The sequence below is a fragment of the Rhizobium sp. T1470 genome, assembly GCF_042140505.1.
Classification (GTDB): domain Bacteria; phylum Pseudomonadota; class Alphaproteobacteria; order Rhizobiales; family Rhizobiaceae; genus Rhizobium; species Rhizobium favelukesii.
Genome location: NZ_CP148091.1, coordinates 3,289,494 through 3,309,926, shown reverse-complemented (window position 1 = coordinate 3,309,926; position 20,433 = coordinate 3,289,494). Strand labels below are relative to the sequence as shown.

The following is a 20,433-nucleotide window of genomic DNA, read 5'->3' as shown; positions in this document are numbered from 1 at the left end:
CGAAACGGTTCAGATTCAAGAATCTGATGATCCGACCCGGCGAACCCACTGTTGAGGAGTTGATGGCGCGCATTGCGGCGCTGCAGGCGGAGAACCGTCAGCTCACGGAACGCGTGGTCAAGCTCGAGGAAGAACTGGTGTTGGCGCGGCTTCATCGTTTTGCGCCGAAAAGCGAAAAGCACGTGGACCGCCTCTTCGATGAAGCCGAGCAGGTTGCCGATGAAGACGACGCCGGCGGAGACAATGGGGAGGTCGTCGACCTGCCGGACACGGGCTTTGCGGCGATCGAGAAGCCAGAGGGCAAGAAACGTGGCCGCAAGCCCCTGCCGGAACATCTGCCGCGCGAGCGCGTCGAATATGACCTTGCCGACGACCAGAAGGCCTGTCCTTGCTGCCGTCACCAGATGCATCGCATGGGCGAGGCCGTCACCGAGCAGCTCCACATCGAGGTGAAGGCCAAGGTCCTGCAGAATGTGCGGCTCAAGTATGCCTGCCGCCATTGCGATCGCACCGGGATCAACACGCCTGTTGTCCTTGCGCCAATGCCCGCGCAGCCCTTGCCGGGCAGCATCGCCACGGCCTCGACGCTGGCATTTGCTCTTGTTCACAAATATGTCGATGGCACGCCGCTCTACCGCCTGGCCCAGGCCTTCGAGCGTGCCGGCGTTCCCGTCAGCCGCGGTGCTCTGGGCCATTGGGTGATCGGCTCGAGCGAGAGGCATCTCTCCCGCATCTATGACGCGCTGAAATCGCGGCTCAGGTCTCAAGCCATCATCCATGGCGACGAGACGACGGTCCAGGTGCTGAAGGAAAAGGACAGGGAGGCCACCAGCACATCATTCATGTGGGCGTATCGGAGTGGAGAGGACAGCGACGAGCCGATCGTGCTGCTCGATTATCAACCCGGCCGCGGCCAGATTTATCCGCAGGCCTTCCTCGGCGATTACCACGGCATCCTGATGAGCGATGGCTATTCCGCCTGGCGCACGCTGGCAGGGGCCACCCATCTGGGATGCATGGCGCATTCCAGGCGTCGCTTCGTCGATGCCCTCAAGGCAAGAAAGAAAGGCGGCGGTCCGCCGGAGCAGGCGCTGAAATTCTTCGAGCAGATCTACCGGATTGAAAGCCAGGCGCGCAACGCAAAGCCTGACAAGGGCGAAACGCAAGCCGATTGCATTCGCCGTTTCCGCCAGCAACACAGTGTCCCCATCCTGAATGCTCTCAAGGTATGGCTCAACGACATCGCCCCGAAGGTCTTGCCCGACAGCAAGATCGGCGATGCCGTGTCCTATACCCTAAATCAGTGGGACTACCTGACGCGCTACACAGAAGACGCCAGGATGCCGATCGACAACAACCTACTCGAGCGCGATATCAGAATTTTTGCCACTGGCAGAAAATCCTGGCTGTTCAGCGACACCGTGGACGGAGCGAGGGCCAGTGCCGTCGTCTACAGCCTAATGCTGACCTGCCGAGCTTGCGGCATCGAACCCTTGGCCTACTTGCGCCACGTGCTTACCGAACTGCCGCAGCGCGCAACAGATTCCGACATCACTGATTTGCTGCCCTTCAACTTCGCCAAAACTACCGCTGCCTGATCCGATAGGGCCGTCACAAAGCGACCCACGTCAAATGGGCCACGTCAACGCGCATGGAAATGAGCGCTTACACTCATATGGTACTTCCAGCACTGCTGATATGGGCCGTTTTCGTTAAACAATGCTTTCGCTCTCGAATGAGGTTTTCCTCACAACGACACTCCACCGGTCGCTCTCAAATTTCCGAACATGAATTAGGTCAGTATTTGTCTGAAAGCTGCCACCAGCTGATCGCACTCAGCATCTGTCCCAATGCTGATACGAAGATAGTTTTCTATGCGTTCCATGGGAAAATGCCGGACCAAGATTGCTTTGTCCCATAGTCCCGCGGCCAAGTCCGCACCGGATTTTTCGGGATGCCGTGCAAATAGAAAATTGGCGGATGATTCAAGGACGTCAAAACCAAGCCCTTGGAGTGCCACGGTTAGGCGCTCCCGGCTCGCCACAATCAAATCGCGGTACTGGCGAAACCAATCTTCATCTTCCCAGGACGCAATTGTTCCGGCCAAAGCGAGCCTATCCAGCGGATAGGAGTTGAAACTGTCCTTGACCCTTTCCAGTGCTTCAATCAGCGGCCGTTGTCCAACGGCAAAGCCAACGCGGAGCCCGGCGAGGCCCCGAGATTTTGAGAAGGTCTGAACAACAACAAGGTTCGGATATTCTTTCACGAGCGGGATGGCGCTTTCACCGCCGAAATCCACATATGCCTCGTCAATGACGATCACTTGATCGGGATGTTGCCGGATCAAGGTTTCTATTTCAGAGAGCGGTCGCGCAATGCCTGTTGGTGCATTGGGATTCCGGCAGGATGATTGCTCCGCAAGATTGCCGGTAGTCCTCAATTCGAACCTGCATGTTTTCATCGAGAGGAATTCGACGGAAATGTATTCCGTACAGGCGGCAGTACGTTGGATAGAAGCTGTAGGTTATGTCGGGAAAAAGCAGCGGCTCTTCATGGTTGAGAAGGGCATGGAAAGTATGTGCCAGAACCTCGTCCGAGCCGTTTCCAACGAACACTTCATCGGGATCGCGGCCATAACGCGCAGCAATCACCTCGCGCAGTCGCAGGGCTGTCGGATCCGGATAGAGCCGGAGAGTATCGTTTGCTGCCTCTGCGATCGCAACGAGGGCGCGGGGCGATGTGCCGTAAGGATTTTCATTGGTGTTTAATTTGACCAAGCCGCTCATTGTCGGTTGTTCCCCCGCAACGTAGGGGGTCAAGGAGTGAACCAGCGGACTCCAAAAACGGCTCATTGTAACGTCCAGTTCAGTCCTGTCGCAAATATCCCAATCAAAGCGGCAGTTTAACGTCTGATTTTTGCATCGTCGCAAAATCGGAGTCCGGCGGCAACCGGCTCAACGAAGATGTCTTCGGCAGGTAGCACCAATAAAATGGACCATCAGCAAGCGGTTCAGGCGCTTGCTGATGGTGCGATTCCACATGGGGCAGGCTGCCCGCGATTGCCGGGCTTTTTGTCTGCTGTTGCTCAGCTTGCCTTTGGCGGCGCGGTGGTTCTGGGTGCGCCCGGATTGTAGCCGCCGCCGATGGCGACGTTGAGGGAGACATAGTCCTTGGCCATCTGCTGGATGGAGGCGGCCAGGCTCGCCTGGGCCAGCGATACCTGGCGCTGCGCATCGAGCACGTCGAGCAGCGAGGAGGCGCCGTCCTTGTAGCTGGCGGTCGACAGTTCCAGGGTTTCCTGGGTCGTCTTGACCTGGGCGCGCAGCGCTTCCACCGTCTGGGCGTCGCGGCGCACCGCCGACAGGGCGTTCTCGACCTCTTCGACAGCAGTCAGCACCGTCTGCTTCCAGGCCAGATACTGCGTCTTGGCATCGGACTTGGCGATGTCGACATTGGCGCGCAGTTGACCGCCGTCGAAGATCGGCAGCGTCAGGGTCGGGCCGAACGACCAGGTGGTCAGGCTGCCGCCGGAGAAGCCGGCCGGCTTGACATAGGTCGGCGAGATCGAGCCCGACAGGGTGATCGTCGGGTAGAGCTGCGAGATGGCGACGCCGATATTGGCGGTAGCCGCCGCCAGATTGCGCTCGGCAACGCGAATGTCGGGCCGGTTGCGGATCAGGTCGGCCGGGATGCCGGAGGCGATGCCGCCGCGGAAGATCGGCTGCGGCGCGGCCTTCAACAGCTCGCCGAGCAGCGAGCCGGCCGGCTGGCCGAGCAGCGTGGCAATGTGGTGGGCGGCGACGCGGATATTGGTCTCCAGCCCGGGGATTTCGGCCTGCGTCGACTGCACCAGACCTTCGGCCTGGACGACGTCGAGGCGCGAGGCGGCACCGGCTTCGAGCTGGAACTGGGTCAGCTGGTAGGTTTCCTTGCGCGACTTCAGGTTGGCGCGCGACAGCGCCAGGCGCTCCTGGAAGAAGCGCAGGTCGATGTAGGAGTTCACCAGGTCCTGCAGATAGGTGAGCTTGGCGACGTCGGCGCTGGAATAGGCGGCATCGAGGCTCGCCTGGGCGCTTTCCTTCGAGCGCCGGTACTGGCCGAACAGGTCGAGCAGCCAGGAGACGTTGGCTTCGCCGCCGCTGATGTTGGTGGCGCCGCTCGCCGTGCGGCGCTCGCCCATGCTGCCGCTGGTGGTGTGGCTGGCGCCGACCAACAGGCTCGGCAGCGAGCCGGCCCCGGCAACGGTGACGCCGCCGGCAGCCGCATTGATGCGCTCCAGCGCCTGCTGAACCGTAAGGTTCTCGTTCAGCCCGTCAACCACCAGACCGTTCAGCCGGGTGTCGCGATAGGCCGTCCACCAGGCCGCCGTCGACACGTCGCCGATGTTCTTGGCGCCGCCCTCGCTGAACTTCGCCGGAAGCGGCATCTCCGGGGGAACATGGTCCGGGCCACTCACACAGCCCGACAGAACAGACAGTGCGGCAAGGATTGCATATCGGCGCATAGGGTCTCCAACGGGATGCTCGGCGATTCTCTAAGAAACTATTACCGCCTATGGTTAATTTTTAACTTCCTCAAGACCCTTTAACCACAGTCCTGAAGGAAAGCACACATGATGACGAACCGGGAGGCGGGCGACGAGAACGGTCCCTATCCACAATCATCTCTACCTCGAAGAATATCATTGTATTCTAATCGATAGGATGTTATCTAATTTCATGACGACGAATCTGAAACAAACGTGGGCCGAGTTCGCACCCTTGCTTATGATCTGTGGGCGCGGGTGGCGCCGGGCTTTGAACGCCGTGCTGACCGAGCACAGCCTGTCTGACGCGAGCGCTGCACCCTTGATAGCGCTGCTTCGACATGGCGACCGGATACCGCAGGGCGTTCTGGCCGAAAGGGTCGGTGTGGAAGGCCCGACCCTTGTGCGAGTTCTCGACAGTTTGGAAAATGACGGCTTGATCTGCCGGGTTCCGGATGAGGCGGACCGGCGCATCAAGCTGGTGCAACTCACCGGAGGAGGCACAGCGGTCGCCGAGCGCGCCGAGAGCTGTGCGGCGGAGCTGCGAGCACAGATCCTTGGCGACCTTGATCCTGAACAGGTCGAGGCCGCCCTGGAGGTCCTGCGCGCCATCGCGGCGAAGACCGCGACGTTATCCGGAATACAGGAAAATGACGAGTAGCAAGAACACGATCGATCCCAGCCTGGGAGACGTCGTTTTTTCCATCAAGACCTTCGCGGCGGCGATGCTCGCACTTGGCATTGCGCTTTGCTTCGACCTGACGAATCCCTATTGGGCGGTGGGCACGGTTTACATCGTTGCCCATCCCCTGTCGGGTGCCAGCACGTCGAAGGCGCTCTATCGCCTGATCGGTACCGCGCTCGGCGGAACCGTTACGGTGATCCTGATCCCGAACCTCGTCAATTCGCCGGAACTGCTGACGCTCGCGATCGCGCTGTGGATGGCCTTTTGCCTTGGCGTCAGCCTGCTCGACCGGACACCGCGCAGCTACAGTTTCATGCTCGCCGGATATACGACCGCTCTGACCGGCTTCCCGATTGTCGCAAACCCGGATACCGCTTTCACCTATGCAACTGCCCGCGTCGAGGAAATCGCGCTCGGCATCATCTGTGCGGCGGTCGTCAATCGCATTTTCTTTCCCAGGCATGCCGGGCCGGTTCTGGCTGCTCGCATCAATGCGTGGCTGCGCGATGGCGCCGAACTCGCGATCGGCACGCTGAACGGCAGGGGACGGGATCCCTCGCTTCTGGCCGCTGCCCGCCGGCTCGCTGCCGATGCGGTCGATCTCCACAGCTTTACCACCCACGTCGGAGCTGGCTTGATCGCCAGAACGTGACAAGCTCAATGGTCTCACTGCCTGCCAAAACGATCGACCAGCAACTTTCACCTGCCGCATACTCGGTCGTGTCGAGGTGCGCATTGACCTTGTGCGCCATTGCAACGTCGTTTCCCACGTGGTCCTGATATGGATAAAGGACACAAACCAAAGCGGCCTCGAAACTCGACAAATTCGAACCCGGAATGGCTTTGCCAACGGCGATGGAGCGAAGCTGGCTTCGTCTATAACCTCCGGCGCCCGGCTCACATCGGCCATGCCGAACAACTGCGGCAATGAGAGTGCCAAAACAGTCGCAACACTGGATGAAGATCTCCGCGCCAACTCAACTCATGAAACGCGGCCTCGTCTACGCTGTCAACCGCCGTCCAATGTTGGCCGGATGAACCTCGAGTAGGCGTTCGACGCAGGGACAGCTTGCGCCCGGCCGCTGATCTCGGCTTTTTTCTTTACCTGCGAGAGGGGGACGTCGGTGCGGATCAGGCCGCGGTCGTAAAGATAGTCCGGCAGGTAGCCGGATACGATAATGCGCCAGTCGAGCGGGATGCCAGGGTCGATCAGCCGGGCGAGCTTGAAGACGATGGTCGTGCAGTTTGCCGTGATCGTCTGATAGAATTCGGGCTGCACCGAAAGCGCGTTGGCCTTCTCGAGATAGGACAGGAAGAGCGTGCGTGCTACCTTTGCGGAGACTTGAAGAGGATAGAGTGACACGGTTTCCCGGCGGATGTTGGTGCGTAGCCGGACGATGTCGTTTTCTTCGGCCGCAATCAGGACCAGTTCGAACTCCTTGAAGAAGCCGCCGATCTCCGAAAACGCTTCGCCTCGTTCCTTTCGGATCTCTGCCGAGAATACGACGTAGCGACCGTCCGCAAAACCAAAGCTGACGAGGGTATGAGCAATTGCCGGATTGCTCCAGACCGAGTTAAGCAGGTCCACTGACTGTAGCGAAGCGAGATCATACGTCCCGGTTTGCCAAACCGGGTCGAAGTCTTCGGTCGTCCGCCATCGAAAACTCCGGATATTGTGCAGTGTGATCTCATCGCCTGCTATCGTTGCGGTGACGCCGTGGGCAACGTCGGTCGCCCAGTCCCGATCATTGCTTGGCTTGATGCTGCTCCACCAGTAGGAAACCGCCAGCATTGCTGCGAGCACAAGCACACCAACGAGCAGCGGCCGCCGCCTGACGGTCAGAATGGTGATCAGTCCGGTGAGCAAGCCGGCGGCGATGATCGGCCATTTCCATGGAGACGGGGCCTGGTAGAAAGCGGCGAGGGCAAACCATCCCGTGAAGGCGGTGACTGCCAGCCGGAAGGTGAACCGAGTGATGAGTGCCAGAACTCGCCATTTCCGAGGCGGTGGCGCAGTTGAGATGATTGCCAATGTTTCGCCCTCGCGAATGCGCCAGCCTGCCAATCAGGAGGAGTAGTATCGCGCGGCCTCGCAGCAACCGCAAACCATCGGAAGAACCGACCTCAGCTTCGAAAGCGGCCCCGATCCCACCCTCGGTGCGAGCAGGGCCGCCGCTGCGGATCATGTGGATGCGGCTTCGCTCGGGCTGCCTGAGAGCGCCTTGCGCAGCCGCTCCTCCTGATCCGGCGCCAGCGAGGTTTTCAGGACGCGGCCACGCAGCCCCTGGAGCTCGGCGAGAACCTTCTCCGGTTGCGCTTTGCGCACGAGGACGAAGAGAGCGGAGGAGGAATTCGGTATCGTCCCGCCAAGAGACTTGATGAACTCGTCGTCGATGCCATAGTCGGCGAGCGAGCCGGAGATCGCGCCGGTGCCTGCGCCGACGAGGCCGCCGATCGCAAAGCCCGCGAGCGGATTGAGGAATAGCAAGCCGACGAGGCCGCCCCAGAGAGAGCCGGACAACAGGCCCGACGTGGCGCCGATTGCTGTCAGGTTGAGGCTCTGCTTGAGATGGACCTTGCCGGCCTCGTCGCGGACCACAACGACAGCATCTTCGAGATCGACGAGGTATTCCTTCTTCAGGTTGTGCAACTTCAGCAGCACCTTGTCTGCTTCATCCATGGCATCAAAGCCGATCACGACGAGTTCCGACATTGTCCGTTCCTTTCGTTTGATAGCGAGGGTATGGAGCACCCGGCCGGCAGAAGCGCCAGCTGGGACCTATTGATCGAACGCGTAAATCTTCTTCCAGTCGGCCTTCATGTCGACGAGCAGCCAGTTGCGTGCAGCAGCCTCGTCAAGCGCCCTGTCGAGCCTTCCGAAGTCAGATTTGCGATCATATGCGTATTCCCGATCTGCATCGGTATGATGAATGATCATTGCGAAGTGAGGCCCTTGGCCAGCCATCACCCAGCGCAGCATTTCATAGTCTCCGTCCGAATTGCCGGCGGCAAAGACCGGGCGCCTGCCGATGAACTTGTTGATGCCCACGGGCTTGCCGGGGCCATCATCGACGAAATCGATCTTCAAGAGCCGGTTCAGGACCGGCGTGTCGTCGACCAGCGCATATTGCGTCGTAATCGTGCTGCCGACGACCTGTTCAGGCGGGATGCCGTATGCCTTCTCGGTCATCGGGCGCATGAACTCGACGCCGCCGCCCGAGACGATGAACGTCTTGAACCCCTTTGCACGCAGGTAGTCCAGCACTTCGTGCATGGGCAGGAATGTCATCTCGTTGTATGGCTTGCCGGTCTTCGGGTGTCTTGCTGTGGAAAACCAGTCGTTGACGATCTTGCGGAAATCCTCGCTCGTCATGCCGGCATGGGTCTCCATCGCAAGCTCGACGATGCCCCGTTCGCCGCTCTTGGCGATGCCCTTGAGATCGCCAGCGAGGATCGACTTGAAGGGCTCCTTCTCCTTCCACTCTGGATGCTCCGGGGCGAGCGCCTTGACCCGATCCAGTATGAAGCCAAGCTGAAAATAAAATGGCTGCTCGGTCCAGAGCGTACCATCGTTGTCGAAGACGGCGATACGGTCCTCGGGCGCCACGTAGTCGGCGCCGCCCTCCGTGGTGACCTTGTTGACGAAGTCCACGATTGCCTGCTTCGACTTGCCGTCATTCCAGGAAGGAAGCTCCTGCGCGAATGCGCTCACAGGGAGCAGCAGGAAAAGCAGGAAGACGCGCACAGATCGAGACATCGAGATGCTCCCAGTCAGGTTGCAACGCGCTTGATGCAGCGAAAGCCGACATGGCTGGTCGAGGTGTCTTCCGGCTCGGCGTGACGAGCGGCCGGGCGATAGCGGCGGCAATAGTTCGGGGCGCAAAGATGCGAGCCACCCTTTAATACGCGCCTCGGGATGAGAATGTTCGGTTGGTTGGGATCGTAGCTCGCCTCTTTCCCGCCGCCGCGGGGGTTCTCTGGGATGCAACAGGCTTTCGGCGCGGGTTCCGGATGGCGCGTGGACCAGTAGTCCGACGTCCACTCCCAGACGTTGCCGATCAGGTCATAGGCGCCGTAGCCGTTGGGCGGAAAGGAACGCACGGGCGTTGTTCGGTCCTTACCTGCAAGCTTCGTGCTGTGCGTCGGGAACGTGCCTTGCCACGTGTTGGCCATCGCAACACCGTTGGGCATGAGTTCGTCGCCCCAGGCAAACTCAGTGTCGTCAAGCCCACCGCGGGCAGCGAGTTCCCACTCGGCTTCCGTCGGCAGGTCCATTCCCGCCCATTCGGCATAGGCCTTCGCATCGCAATATGCGACGTGAACGACTGGATGGTCGAGCTTGCCGCGGAGATCGCTCAGCCCGCCATAGGGCCGCCGCCAGTTGACGCCGAACTTGAATTTCCACCACTGCCCGATGTCCGTGCCGGTCACCGATTTCGGCGGTGTGAAGACGAGAGATCCGGCCCGCAGCATGTTCGGCAGGGCGCCGGGATAATCTTTCGGGTCTGGCGTTTTCTCGGCGAGGGTAACATGGCCGGTCGCCTTGACGAATTCCTGGAATTTGCGGTTCGTGACAGGCGTCGCCTCGATCCAGAAGCCGTCGACGGTAACAGGATGAGCCGGGGCCTCTTCCGGGTAGTGCTCGTTGGAACCCATCACGAAGGTCCGGCCAGGTATCCAGACGAGGTCGCCATTGTCGTCGCCCTGACGTTGCTGCCGGTGTGCTGTGTCATATGCCAGTGCCATCGTCGCCTCCGAAAGCCTGCCCGAGTATCGCCAGATGTTGCGTCACCCGTAAGTACGTTACGGTAACACGCCTTCCACAAAACGTTACATCAGGCGTAAATCTGCTGCTCCAGCCTCAGGATTCAACGCGGGTAGTGAATTTCCGCGCGTCGTGCGGGGCGTGTCTCGCTGCGCCCGCCTGTTTCGCGTCATCGCGGTCGCCAGCGCCGCTCGATCGAGCGTAGCTGCTCGGTCGCGGCGGGATCATCATCGCCTGCGTATTCCCGGCGAAGACGACCACGGTTCGTACCGGGGCTTCGCTTGCCTTGAGGTTGGCGCGATCGCGATCGAACGACTGTGTGATGGTGACGCCGCGGACCGCGAAAGGAAGCGCGTCGCTGTCGCTGCCGGTTGGGCAGCCAGCTGGGAACTGCGTCGGTGGCAACTGTGCGGTGCCTCGAGCGAACTTGCCGTCATCGGAGGAGCTGAATTTAATCGTTGCGGGAGGCAGCGTGAAGGTGCCCGTCGTCTATCGAGGCTATCGGCGCGTGCTGTCATGGCTCCACCGTGAACAAGATCGAGCGGGCCGCTCAAAAAGCCAACCCGCTCATGGCGCTTTGCTATTTCCCGACGGCTGGGCCTTGATCCACACTGCGCATCAGGGCGTCGACCATCTGGTCGATACTGAAGCTCGCCGAGCGCTGGCTCGGAGGATAATCCTTGAATGTCTGCAGGAAGGGAGCGACCCGGTAGACGCCGTATTGGATGAGATAGGCGTTCTGCGCCAGCCAGTCGTAATACTGGTCGGAGACGGTATCCGCTCGCTCGTAGGGGTCCATGCGCAGGTTGAAGACCTTGGGCGCGCGCAGGCAGGTGAACGGGTTTGCCCAGACCTGGAAGCCTCCTGGCTCTCGCTGTTCGCAAAAGACGATCTTCCAGTTGCCATAGCGATAAGCAACCAATTCCCCGTCATCGTTGAAATAGTTGAAGTCCTCGCGTCCCGACTTCGGCTGCTGCCCCGTCAGGTAGGGAAGCTGGTTGTAGCCGTCGAGATGGACCTTGAACTGGTTGCCGTTGATGCTCGCACCATTGACAAGCCGTTCCTTGATGTCGGTATCGCCGGCTGCTGCAAGCAGGGTCGGGAACCAGTCAAGTCCGGACATCATCTCATTCGACACTTCGCCCGCCTTGATGTGACCGGGCCAACGAACCATCGCGGGAACGCGGAATGCGCCTTCCCAGTTGGTGTCCTTTTCGCTTCGGAACGACGTCGTCGCCGCATCCGGCCATGACCATTGGTTGGGACCATTGTCCGTCGTATAGACGACGATCGTGTTGTCCGCGATTTTGAGATCGTCCAGCGTCTTCAGCAGTTTGCCGACATCGCCGTCGTGCTCGATCATGCCGTCGGCGTATTCGTTGCCCGGCATGCCACTTTGGCCCTGCATCGGTTCTCGAACATGCGTGAACGCGTGCATGCGGGTGGTGTTCATCCAGGTAAAGAAGGGCTTTCCTTCCTTGGCCTGCCGCTGGATGAAATCGATGGCCGCAGCAGTCGTTTCATCGTCGATCGTTTCCATCCGCTTGCGGTTCAGCGCACCGGTATCCTCGACCCTGCCATCCGCGAAGGAATGCAGCACGCCGCGCGGCGAATTGGCCTTCACGAATTCCTGGTCGTTCTTCGGATAGTAGGGACGCTCCGGCTCTTCCTCGGCATTCAGATGATAGAGGTTGCCGAAAAACTCGTCGAAACCGTGCTTCGTGGGCAGGAATTCGTCGCGGTCGCCAAGATGGTTCTTGCCAAACTGGCCCGTTGCGTAACCAAGCGGCTTTAGCGCCTGTGCGATGGTAATGTCACGCGCCTGCAGACCGACCGTCGCTCCGGGGATGCCTACCTTGCAAAGACCCGTTCGAAGGCAGACCTGCCCGGTGATGAATGTCGAGCGACCGGCCGTGCAGCTGTTTTCGGCATAGTAGTCCGTGAACAGCGTGCCTTCCTTGGCAATGCGGTCGATATTGGGCGTCTTGTAGCCCACGACCCCCATCGAATAGGCGCTGATGTTGGTCTGGCCGATGTCGTCGCCGAAGATGACCAGGATGTTCGGTTTGGCCGTATTCTGGGCAGGTGCCGCCTGCTGCGCTTGAGCAGCCCCATAGCTGAGCGAGGTGGAGGCCAGCGCTATGGCAAGCCCTGCGCCGGCGCGCCGAAGCCGCATTGAGAGAGATGCACTCATAGCGATCTCCCTTTTCCCTGCATGTCATTCAACATTTACGCTCTCCTTGTGGAGCAGGCCAAGACGGCACTGCTGAACGGTCGTCGCGTTTTCGACGACCGCACGGTCCCACTGAAAGCGTCACCCGGTAAGTACGTTACGGTAACAAGCGATGGCCAAATCGTAACAACGAGCAGAAATGCTTCTTGTCTACTGGGTGAGCGGTTGCGGCTTGAGGTCTCCCTGCAGAGTTTCATCGGCAGGACGCCTGTTGCCCTGGATTGGCTGCTCAAGCACGGTGACCGGCGCGGCGACGGCCGTGGCAGCCACGTTGCCGATGGTTGTCACCGTTCCGCCGACCACAGCGGTCAGACCCTGGCCGAGCGAGACGTTCGAATCCGTCAGCGTCTGTCCGGTGATGATGCGTTGGCCAATCAGCTGAACGATTTCAGGACTTTCGGCGAACTTGCCATGGTTCAGGCCTTCGCCTTTGACCTTGGTAAGATCGATCGCCGTAATGCCGGCGGCTTCGAGTTTCGAGCGATAGGGTTCCACGGTCGGGTCAATCGCGCCGAGACGCGAGACACGGCCGGTGATGAAGCTCGACACGGCAAGCGCCTTGTCATCCTGGGATACGAAGATCGTGAATTTCGGCGTTGGCGTTCCCATCTCGGCGAACTGCTTGGCAAAGACCTGGATATCGATATCCGGGGATGCGAGGATGACGTTGTGAATCTTGCTGTTCACATGGCCGTCGCGAATACCCATCTGCCGCAGCGCCTCCATGGTGAGCCAGGTGCCCATGGAGTGGGCGAGGATGGTGATGTCCTTGACATCCGCGTCGGCCGTGAGTTGTGCGCGTGATGGCCACGTGAAGAGGAGCGGAGTCGCCTGCATGCCGGAATCGTGGACGATCTGGGCCAGGCGGAAGACCGAGTCCTCGTATTTGTTGTTGAAGCCATGGACGAAGACCAGCGCGTGCCCGCCCTGGATGTTCTGGCGGAACCAGGCGCGCCCCTGCGGAACTGTGTCGATCTCCTTGACACTGGTCACCGCAAAGTCGGTCGCTGGATTGGGCGGCAGGCGTTTCGGCCATTGCACGGTGCCGGGCGCCCGCTTTGGCGGTATCGAGACGTCGACCGCCGTCAAGTAAGGTTTCGGGCTGCGTTCGCCGGTAAACAGCGTTGCTGGGTCGCCAGACGGTTCGCGGGTTGTCGCGACCAGCATGCTCACCTGCGAGGTCTTCGGCGTTGCCGCCGTCAGTACAATGGGCGTCATGACGCCGCTTGGATGACCACAACCGGCAAGAAGTGCGGCGACGAGCAACGGTACAAGTGTCCGAACAGTGCGGGCAGCGATCACGTTGCCGGTTCCCTCATTGAAAACGCAAGCACCTTACGGTGGCCGGGCTAAAGTGAAAGGACTTTACAGCAACGACGCAGATGTTAGGCGCAGTTCGCGCGAAATGCCCACGCGCCGCGACGAGTTTTGGGCGAGTGTTACCGAACCGCAACGAGCCGGAGACGGGGCTGCGCTCCCTGTGCGCTGCCCATCGGGTCTCAGCCTCCACAACCCCACAGCGGGAAATCTCTACTTTCTGTGAATTCGTTTCACAGATCTTTGGATTGAGTGACCGCTTATCACTGAAATCCAGGGCCTCCATATGTTCGCCAGTCAACCACGCCGGCAGACCGGCAGATCATTCGAGGCGCACTATGCCAATTGCTCTCTTTGCTTTGACGATCGCGGCCTATGCGATCGGAACCACAGAATTCGTCATCGTCGGCCTGTTGCCGACGGTCGCTACAGATCTTCAGATCAGCCTGCCGCTGGCTGGGTTGATCGTCAGCGTCTACGCGCTGGGTGTCACCTTCGGCGCACCGGTGCTGACGGCGCTGACGGGACGTATCGAAAGGAAACCACTGCTTCTCGGCCTAATGGCGCTCTTCATCATCGGTAACGGGATGGCGGCAATCAGCCCAAGCTACGCGCCGTTGCTGGTTGCGCGTGTGCTTTCGGCTTTTGCGCATGGCGTCTTTTTCTCGGTCGGCTCGACGATTGCAGCCGATCTCGTCCCCGAAAACCGCCGCGCCTCGGCAATCGCCATGATGTTCATGGGCCTAACCGTCGCCATCGTCACCGGCGTTCCGCTCGGCACGCTGATCGGTCAGATCTTCGGCTGGCGTGCGACCTTTGCCGCCGTTGCCGGCCTCGGCGCGATCGCCTTCCTTGCAATTGCCGTGCTTCTTCCGTCAAGCCTGAAGAAGGCGCCGGCCGCCAGCATCGGCGATCAGATCCGCGTGCTCGGCAGCGGACGCCTGCTCATCGTCTTCGCGATGACCGCGCTCGGATACGGTGGCACATTCGTCGCCTTTACATTCCTTGCGTCGATCCTACAGGAGATCACCGGGTTTGCGGCGGGCACCGTCAGTCTCATCCTCGTGGTCTACGGCATCGCCATCGCCATCGGCAATGTTGCCGGCGGCCGGCTCGCCAACCGCAGCCCGGTACGCGCCTTGACCGGATTGTTCATTGCCCAGGCGATCGTGCTGGTCCTCTTCAGCTTCACAGCGCCGTCGCCCTGGCTGGCCGTTCCGACGCTGGCTGCACTCGGCTTCCTCTCCTTTGCCAACGTGCCTGGCCTGCAGATCTATGTTGTGCAGTTGGCAAAGCAGGTTCGCCCCGCCGCCGTTGACGTCGCATCGGCCCTGAATATCGCGGCCTTCAACCTTGGCATTGCCGCGGGCGCATGGATCGGCGGCCTCGTGGTCGAATCCTCACTGGGGCTTGGGGCAACACCATGGGTTGGCGCAATCCTTGTCGTGGGAGCCTTGGTTCTGACGCTCTGGAGTGGCGCTCTGGACGGCCGGCCGGCATCGGATGACGACACGGCGACCCAGCCTGCCTAACCACGGCGACGGAATCCCAACGTCCTGAGAACGGTGGTCGACGCGAGCCCAATCGCGTTGGCCATCGTTACTTTCGTGGGGGCGGTGTACCTGCGCCTTAGCCCCGCGCAGAAGGCCGGACTTCGGGCTCTTCGCAGGCGGCCCCAAATGTTCCTTTTCCCGATAAAATTGTGTCGTGGTCGACCACAATTTTCTTGCCCAATGGCGGCATGCTGGACGGCAAAGCCAAAGCCGTAGGCGGATCTGACGGGAGAAGTTGCGTGGGCAATACCTCAAGGAACTGCGAGCGTCAGGGCAGGCACACGACCTCAAATCTTAACCCCTCAACGTCGAGATCTCTGGGCCATCGTTGTTCAGCGGATCAGCAAATCGGCTGGAGGTTGACGGCTCCCGTCAAGTCAGTGGCGGAATGTCTTGGACGACCTATGTTCTGGCCCATGGAACGTTTGTGAGCTCGCGCGCACAGGCAAGGATGTTCTGGAGTTTATCAGTACGGCCGAGGACGCTTTGAGGAAACGAAGGGGCAACTGGCTCCCACCCGGGCCTGCATTTGAGGGTGGAAAGTTGTCAGGATGTTGTTCGACGTTGGGCTCCAACCTATGTCGCGCGAATAGCGGGGCTTCATCTTTAGGGTCAAGCTTGGGCAATGACGCGACGCAAAGGGGAGAGGCATGGAAGAACTGACGCGCGGCGCCGTCAAGCTTTGTCTGACGGATGGAGCATACTATCGCCTCGATGTTACGAGCGAGCTCTCGCATCCCGATCAGCGCATCTCAAAAGATATCCGCGCGTTTGCCGTGACGACCCTCTCGTTCCTGCTTGCGCTTTTCAGAGCCGCCGCGGGCGTTGCTTATCCAGGTTCTGGCCGAATTCTGCGCCCAGGGATACGCTTCCTGCCGCAGCAACCCTATTTTCCGCCGAGTACGCTTCGACAGCTGATCGTCCCACTGGCTGTGAACGCAGAAATCCCGGACGAGCGGATTTCGATGCTACTTGCCGAATTGAGACTCGAGCGCATTTCTAAAGCAGAGGGATTTCGACAAGAAGTGGAATGACCTACGTTTCTGACGCCAACAGAGCAGCGCCTGTGGATGTTGGCGAGCTTATCCATCGCGAAGCCGCATGTCATTTTCCTTGAGAGGACCGAGGTTATGGTGGGTTAGGATGTGCTGTTCCGGATTATGACTCGCCTTACAGAAGGTGACGGCATCGCCTGCGTTCATATTAGGAGCGCCGCCAGAATATCGTCCTATGACGCCATCCTGGACCTTGACGATAGTGGCGCATGGCAGTGGAAGACGCCGTATAGCCGCGCAAACGGTGGCGACGCGCAGCACGGAGACTGAGACGACAAGAAAGTCGATAGGAGGCTGACGATGACCAATGCAGCTCTTTCAACTGACAGCTATCAGACAAAGACCGCTCCGCTTGGGGCAGACGAACTCCGCTTGATGGACGCCTACTGGCGCGCGTCGAACTATCTTTCGGTCGGACAGATTTATCTGCTTGATAATCCGCTCCTGAAGGAACCTCTCAAGCGGGAGCACATCAAGCCAAGGCTGCTTGGCCACTGGGGAACGTCGCCCGGCTTGAACATGCTTTATGTGCATTTGAACCGCGTGATCAAGCGCGACGACCTCAACATGATCTACGTGATCGGGCCGGGCCATGGCGGCCCGTCGCTGGTCGCACATGCCTATCTGGAAGGGACCTACAGCGAAGTCTACCCGAATATCGGCCAAGACGCCGAGGGGATGAAGGGACTGTTCAAGCAATTCAGCTTTCCCGGCGGCATTCCGAGCCACGTCGCTCCCGAAACGCCGGGAAGCATCCACGAAGGCGGCGAACTGGGCTATGCCTTGAGCCATGCCTATGGCGCGGCCTTTGACAATCCCGATCTGATCGTTGCCTGTGTGGTCGGCGACGGGGAGGCGGAAACCGGTCCGCTTGCGACGGGATGGCATGGCAATAAGTTTCTCAATCCCGCCCGTGACGGATGCGTGCTGCCGATCCTGCATCTCAACGGATACAAGATCGCCAATCCATGCTTCCTCGCCCGCATCCCAGAGCACGAATTGCGGAAATTCTTCGAGGGGATGGGTTATGCGCCGCTTTTCGTGGAGGGGCACGATCCCGACAAGGTGCAGCAGCAGCTGGCGGCAGCGATGGATACAGCCGTCGCAGAGATCAAGCGGATCTGGACGGAGGCTCGCGAGAAGGGCAATCTGAAACGCCCAGCGTGGCCGATGATCGTTTTCCGCACGCCAAAGGGCTGGACCTGCCCGAGCGAAATCGACGGCAAGAAATGCGAGGATTACTGGCGGTCGCACCAGGTCCCGATGGGCGACATGGACAAGCCGAAGCATATCGAAATCCTTCAGCATTGGATGCAGACCTACAAGCCTGGAGAGCTCTTCGATGACGACGGCAAGCTGCGCGCCGAGTTCGCCTCGCTAGCCCCGGCCGGGAATCGCCGGATGAGTGACAATCCGCACGCAAATGGTGGCTTGCTGCTCCGTGACCTGAAGATGCCGGATTTCCGCGACTACGCCGTTTCCGTGCCGAGCCCGGGAGCGACGACGACCGAATCCGCCCGGGTCATGGGCAAGTTTCTGCGCGACGTCATGAAGCTGAACCTGAACAGCAACAACTTCCGGCTGTTCAGTCCCGACGAGAACAACTCGAACCGCTGGCAGGATGTGCTCGAGGTCACCAATCGCTGCTACATGGCGGAAATCTATCCCGAGGATGATCACCTGTCGCCCGACGGGCGCATCATGGAGGTTCTGAGCGAGCATCAATGCCAAGGCTGGCTGGAGGGTTATCTGCTGACGGGACGGCACGGCTTCTTTTCCTGCTACGAAGCCTTCATCCACATCATCGACTCGATGTTTAACCAGCACGCCAAATGGCTGAAGGTCTGCAACCACATCCCGTGGAGGCGGCCCATTGGATCGCTCAACTATTTCCTGAGCTCGCATGTCTGGCGACAGGATCACAATGGCTTCAGCCACCAGGATCCGGGTTTCATCGACCATGTCGTCAACAAGAAGGCAGAGGTGATCCGCGTCTATCTCCCGGCGGACGCGAATACGCTGCTTTCGGTCACCGATCATTGCCTGCGCAGCCGCAATTATGTGAACGTCGTCGTGGCTGGAAAGCAACCGGCGCCGCAGTGGCTGACCATGGATCAGGCGGTTAAGCACTGCGCCGAAGGTCTCGGCATCTGGGAGTGGGCGAGCAACGATCGGGGCTCGGAACCCGATGTGGTGATGGCGTGCTGTGGCGACGTGCCAACGCTGGAGACGCTGGCGGCGGTGCAATTGATCCGCGAACATATGCCGGAGTTGAAGGTGCGCGTCATCAACGTCGTCAACCTCATGAAGTTGCAGCCATCAAGCGAGCACCCTCATGGGCTTTCCGACCGCGATTTCGATGCGCTCTTCACCAAGGACAAGCCGATCATCTTTGCGTTCCATGGATATCCCTGGCTGATCCACCGACTGACCTACCGGCGCACCAACCACGGCAATCTACACGTGCGCGGATACAAGGAGGAGGGGACGACCACGACGCCCTTCGACATGGTCGTTCTGAACCAGCTCGATCGCTTCCACCTTGTCGAAGACGTCATCGATCGGTTGCCGCAACTCGGGTCCCGCGCCGCCTACTTCAAGCAAGCGATCCGCGAGAAGCTGATCGAGCACCGGCAATACATTGAAAAACACGGCGACGACATGCCCGAAATCACCGGTTGGAAGTGGGGTGTCCAGGGGCAGCCAGCAAGAACGCATAGGACGTCGACGGAAGGCGACAATACCTAAGGCGCAGACCGCAAAATGTGCAGCGGGGCGGCCGCCCTACAGCGATGACGCCGACGCGATACGCAAATCACTCCTGCCGTGGTCAGGCCGGCGACCTGTGTATCGGCTGCGACGGCCTACGCCAAGAATGCGAATTTCGAAGCTATGCGGATGGTGACTCATGATTGAGGTGTTGACTGCGCCAAACATGGAGGCCGCGCCGAGCGACCAGGACTTTGCGCGATTGCAGTTCTCGTCGGTGCTCTACTACCTGCATTGTACGAACCCCGATAACGGGTTGGTTCGCGACAAGACGCAAGATGGCGCACCGGCGAGCATCGCGGCCATCGGCATGGCACTCGCCACCATTCCAATCGTCGTCGAGCGTGGCGTCATCATTCGCGAGTTTGCGGCCAAGATTGCCCGGCGGCGGCTCGAATTTCTGCTGCAATGTCACCAAGGACCGGAGCCGGACGCCTCCGGCTATAAGGGCTTCTTCTATCATTTTCTCGACATCGAGACGGGACGCCGGGTGTGGGAATGCGAGCTGTCGACGATCGACTCGGCCTTTCTTTTTGCCGGCGCGCTGACGGTCGCCACCTATTTTGACGGGGAGACGGCTGAAGAAACGAAGATCAGGCAACTTGCGATGTCGCTGTACCAGCGAGCAGACTGGAATTGGGCGCGTGACCAGGGTGCGACGCTGACGCACGGCTGGCGACCGGAGAGCGGCTTCATTCCTTACCGCTGGCGCGGTTATGACGAAGGCCTACTTCTCTACATACTGGGGCTTGGATCGCCGTCGTATCCGCTGCCGCCGGAAAGCTATGCGGCTTACACTGAAAGCTACGAATGGCGGAACATCTTCGGGCGCGAACTGCTCTATTCCGGTCCGCTCTTCACGCATCAGCTGTCGCATATGTGGATCGATTTTCGCGGCATCCGCGACGAATTCATGTGCGAGCATAACAGCGACTATTTCCAGAACAGCCGGCAAGCGGCCTTCGTCCAGCAGGAATATGCGATCCGAAATCCTATGGATTTCGAGGGCTATGGCGAGCATTGCTGGGGATTTACCGCGAGCGATGGTCCCGGCTGGCAGACAGCGGAGATCGACGGGGTGCGCCGCGATTTCTTCGACTACATCGCCCGCGGCGCTCCGTTCGGGCCGGATGACGGCACCGTATCGCCCTGGGTTGTCGTGGCATCCCTGCCTTTTGCGCCCGAGATCGTCATTCCAACCGTCCGTAATTTCGCGAGCATGAATCTTGGGATGACGCGGCTTTACGGCTTCAAGCCATCGTTCAATCAGACGTTCAAGGATGGAAACAGTCCAACTGGCTGGTGGATCAGCCCTTACCATTTCGGGATCGATCAGGGGCCGGTGGCGCTGATGATCGAGAATTATCGCACCGGCTTCCTATGGAATCTGATGCGCAATTGCGAACCTGTCGTCAGGGGGTTGCGCCGCGCCGGCTTTACCGGCGGATGGCTGTAGTGGGGGCGTATATGAGCCGCCGCGCAACTTGATCTCGAGTGCGTCTGGATCAATCGATCATTCGGCGTTCGATTG

At 60.0% G+C, this 20,433-nt stretch carries 14 protein-coding genes and 2 pseudogenes; 7 read left to right on the top strand and 9 right to left on the bottom strand.

All coding sequences use genetic code 11. The features are described 5' to 3' along the window. Window positions 1-26 precede the first annotated feature (26 nt). Window positions 27-1,598, top strand: coding sequence for an IS66 family transposase (locus WGT02_RS16685; RefSeq protein ID WP_208245164.1), 1,572 nt, complete (start codon window positions 27-29; stop codon window positions 1,596-1,598). Between the two features lie 194 nt (window positions 1,599-1,792). On the opposite strand, the pseudogene hisC reads toward WGT02_RS16685, so the two are convergent. Then, window positions 1,793-2,852, bottom strand: a pseudogene (gene hisC, locus WGT02_RS16680) (histidinol-phosphate transaminase). A 233-nt stretch (window positions 2,853-3,085) separates the two neighbouring features. Next, window positions 3,086-4,504 (bottom strand): efflux transporter outer membrane subunit, encoded by a 1,419-nt coding sequence (locus tag WGT02_RS16675; protein ID WP_024318038.1) that lies wholly within the window; start codon window positions 4,502-4,504, stop codon window positions 3,086-3,088. Window positions 4,505-4,718: 214 nt separating this feature from the next. On the opposite strand from WGT02_RS16675, the gene WGT02_RS16670 reads away from it, so the two are divergent. Both WGT02_RS16670 and WGT02_RS16665 read left to right on the top strand, forming a co-directional pair. Continuing rightward, entirely contained in the window at window positions 4,719-5,186 is a 468-nt protein-coding gene (locus tag WGT02_RS16670) for a MarR family winged helix-turn-helix transcriptional regulator (protein WP_037070338.1), read from the top strand. Then, window positions 5,176-5,835 (top strand): annotated as a pseudogene (locus WGT02_RS16665) (FUSC family protein); the annotation flags it as partial. The gene WGT02_RS16670 and the pseudogene WGT02_RS16665, both read left to right, overlap by 11 nt. Window positions 5,836-6,219: 384 nt before the next feature. Here WGT02_RS16665 and WGT02_RS16660 read toward each other — a convergent pair. The 7 genes from WGT02_RS16660 to WGT02_RS16630 all read right to left on the bottom strand — a co-directional run bounded on the left by WGT02_RS16660 (window position 6,220) and on the right by WGT02_RS16630 (window position 13,426). Continuing rightward, entirely contained in the window at window positions 6,220-7,242 is a 1,023-nt protein-coding gene (locus WGT02_RS16660) for a DUF4105 domain-containing protein (protein ID WP_024318047.1), read from the bottom strand. Window positions 7,243-7,392: 150 nt separating this feature from the next. Beyond that, window positions 7,393-7,923 (bottom strand): DUF1269 domain-containing protein, encoded by a 531-nt coding sequence (locus WGT02_RS16655; RefSeq protein WP_024318048.1) that lies wholly within the window; start codon window positions 7,921-7,923, stop codon window positions 7,393-7,395. 66 nt (window positions 7,924-7,989) lie between these two features. Then, window positions 7,990-8,967 (bottom strand): HAD family phosphatase, encoded by a 978-nt coding sequence (locus WGT02_RS16650; protein ID WP_024318049.1) that lies wholly within the window; start codon window positions 8,965-8,967, stop codon window positions 7,990-7,992. A 14-nt stretch (window positions 8,968-8,981) separates the two neighbouring features. Continuing rightward, a complete protein-coding gene (locus WGT02_RS16645) occupies window positions 8,982-9,956 on the bottom strand; it encodes a formylglycine-generating enzyme family protein (protein ID WP_024318050.1) in 975 nt (324 codons plus the stop codon). A 115-nt stretch (window positions 9,957-10,071) separates the two neighbouring features. Next, the gene (locus tag WGT02_RS16640; RefSeq protein WP_024318051.1) at window positions 10,072-10,380 is read right to left on the bottom strand and encodes a hypothetical protein; all 309 of its coding nucleotides are present in this window, start codon (window positions 10,378-10,380) and stop codon (window positions 10,072-10,074) included. Window positions 10,381-10,555: 175 nt separating this feature from the next. Continuing rightward, window positions 10,556-12,169, bottom strand: a complete 1,614-nt coding sequence (locus tag WGT02_RS16635; protein WP_208249897.1) for an arylsulfatase — start codon at window positions 12,167-12,169, stop codon at window positions 10,556-10,558. 189 nt (window positions 12,170-12,358) lie between these two features. After that, a complete protein-coding gene (locus WGT02_RS16630; protein WP_210363377.1) occupies window positions 12,359-13,426 on the bottom strand; it encodes an alpha/beta hydrolase in 1,068 nt (355 codons plus the stop codon). A 437-nt stretch (window positions 13,427-13,863) separates the two neighbouring features. Between WGT02_RS16630 and WGT02_RS16625 the strand changes: the two genes are divergently transcribed. From WGT02_RS16625 to WGT02_RS16610, 4 genes are all read left to right on the top strand, one after another. Further along, window positions 13,864-15,057: an MFS transporter gene (locus WGT02_RS16625; RefSeq protein ID WP_024318054.1), complete on the top strand. Its 1,194-nt coding sequence runs from the start codon at window positions 13,864-13,866 to the stop codon at window positions 15,055-15,057. A 671-nt stretch (window positions 15,058-15,728) separates the two neighbouring features. Beyond that, window positions 15,729-16,112: a hypothetical protein gene (locus WGT02_RS16620; RefSeq protein WP_208249901.1), complete on the top strand. Its 384-nt coding sequence runs from the start codon at window positions 15,729-15,731 to the stop codon at window positions 16,110-16,112. Window positions 16,113-16,433: 321 nt separating this feature from the next. Further along, the gene (locus WGT02_RS16615; protein ID WP_082321228.1) at window positions 16,434-18,881 is read left to right on the top strand and encodes a phosphoketolase; all 2,448 of its coding nucleotides are present in this window, start codon (window positions 16,434-16,436) and stop codon (window positions 18,879-18,881) included. Window positions 18,882-19,041: 160 nt separating this feature from the next. After that, window positions 19,042-20,358 carry a glucoamylase family protein gene (locus WGT02_RS16610; protein WP_024318057.1) on the top strand — a complete coding sequence of 439 codons (1,317 nt, stop codon included), beginning with the start codon at window positions 19,042-19,044 and terminating at the stop codon, window positions 20,356-20,358. The last annotated feature ends 75 nt before the right edge of the window (window positions 20,359-20,433 follow it).

What these genes read in the sequence shown, in the direction of transcription:
- WGT02_RS16635 (WP_208249897.1), bottom strand. Translation starts at nt 12,169, where the DNA reads ATGAGTGCATCTCTCTCAATGCGGCTTCGGCGCGCCGGCGCAGGGCTT.
- WGT02_RS16645 (WP_024318050.1), bottom strand. Translation starts at nt 9,956, where the DNA reads ATGGCACTGGCATATGACACAGCACACCGGCAGCAACGTCAGGGCGAC.
- WGT02_RS16625 (WP_024318054.1), top strand. Translation starts at nt 13,864, where the DNA reads ATGCCAATTGCTCTCTTTGCTTTGACGATCGCGGCCTATGCGATCGGA.
- WGT02_RS16670 (WP_037070338.1), top strand. Translation starts at nt 4,719, where the DNA reads ATGACGACGAATCTGAAACAAACGTGGGCCGAGTTCGCACCCTTGCTT.
- WGT02_RS16655 (WP_024318048.1), bottom strand. Translation starts at nt 7,923, where the DNA reads ATGTCGGAACTCGTCGTGATCGGCTTTGATGCCATGGATGAAGCAGAC.
- WGT02_RS16675 (WP_024318038.1), bottom strand. Translation starts at nt 4,504, where the DNA reads ATGCGCCGATATGCAATCCTTGCCGCACTGTCTGTTCTGTCGGGCTGT.
- WGT02_RS16650 (WP_024318049.1), bottom strand. Translation starts at nt 8,967, where the DNA reads ATGTCTCGATCTGTGCGCGTCTTCCTGCTTTTCCTGCTGCTCCCTGTG.
- WGT02_RS16630 (WP_210363377.1), bottom strand. Translation starts at nt 13,426, where the DNA reads ATGACGCCCATTGTACTGACGGCGGCAACGCCGAAGACCTCGCAGGTG.
- WGT02_RS16610 (WP_024318057.1), top strand. Translation starts at nt 19,042, where the DNA reads ATGATTGAGGTGTTGACTGCGCCAAACATGGAGGCCGCGCCGAGCGAC.
- WGT02_RS16615 (WP_082321228.1), top strand. Translation starts at nt 16,434, where the DNA reads ATGACCAATGCAGCTCTTTCAACTGACAGCTATCAGACAAAGACCGCT.
- WGT02_RS16620 (WP_208249901.1), top strand. Translation starts at nt 15,729, where the DNA reads ATGGAAGAACTGACGCGCGGCGCCGTCAAGCTTTGTCTGACGGATGGA.
- WGT02_RS16685 (WP_208245164.1), top strand. Translation starts at nt 27, where the DNA reads ATGATCCGACCCGGCGAACCCACTGTTGAGGAGTTGATGGCGCGCATT.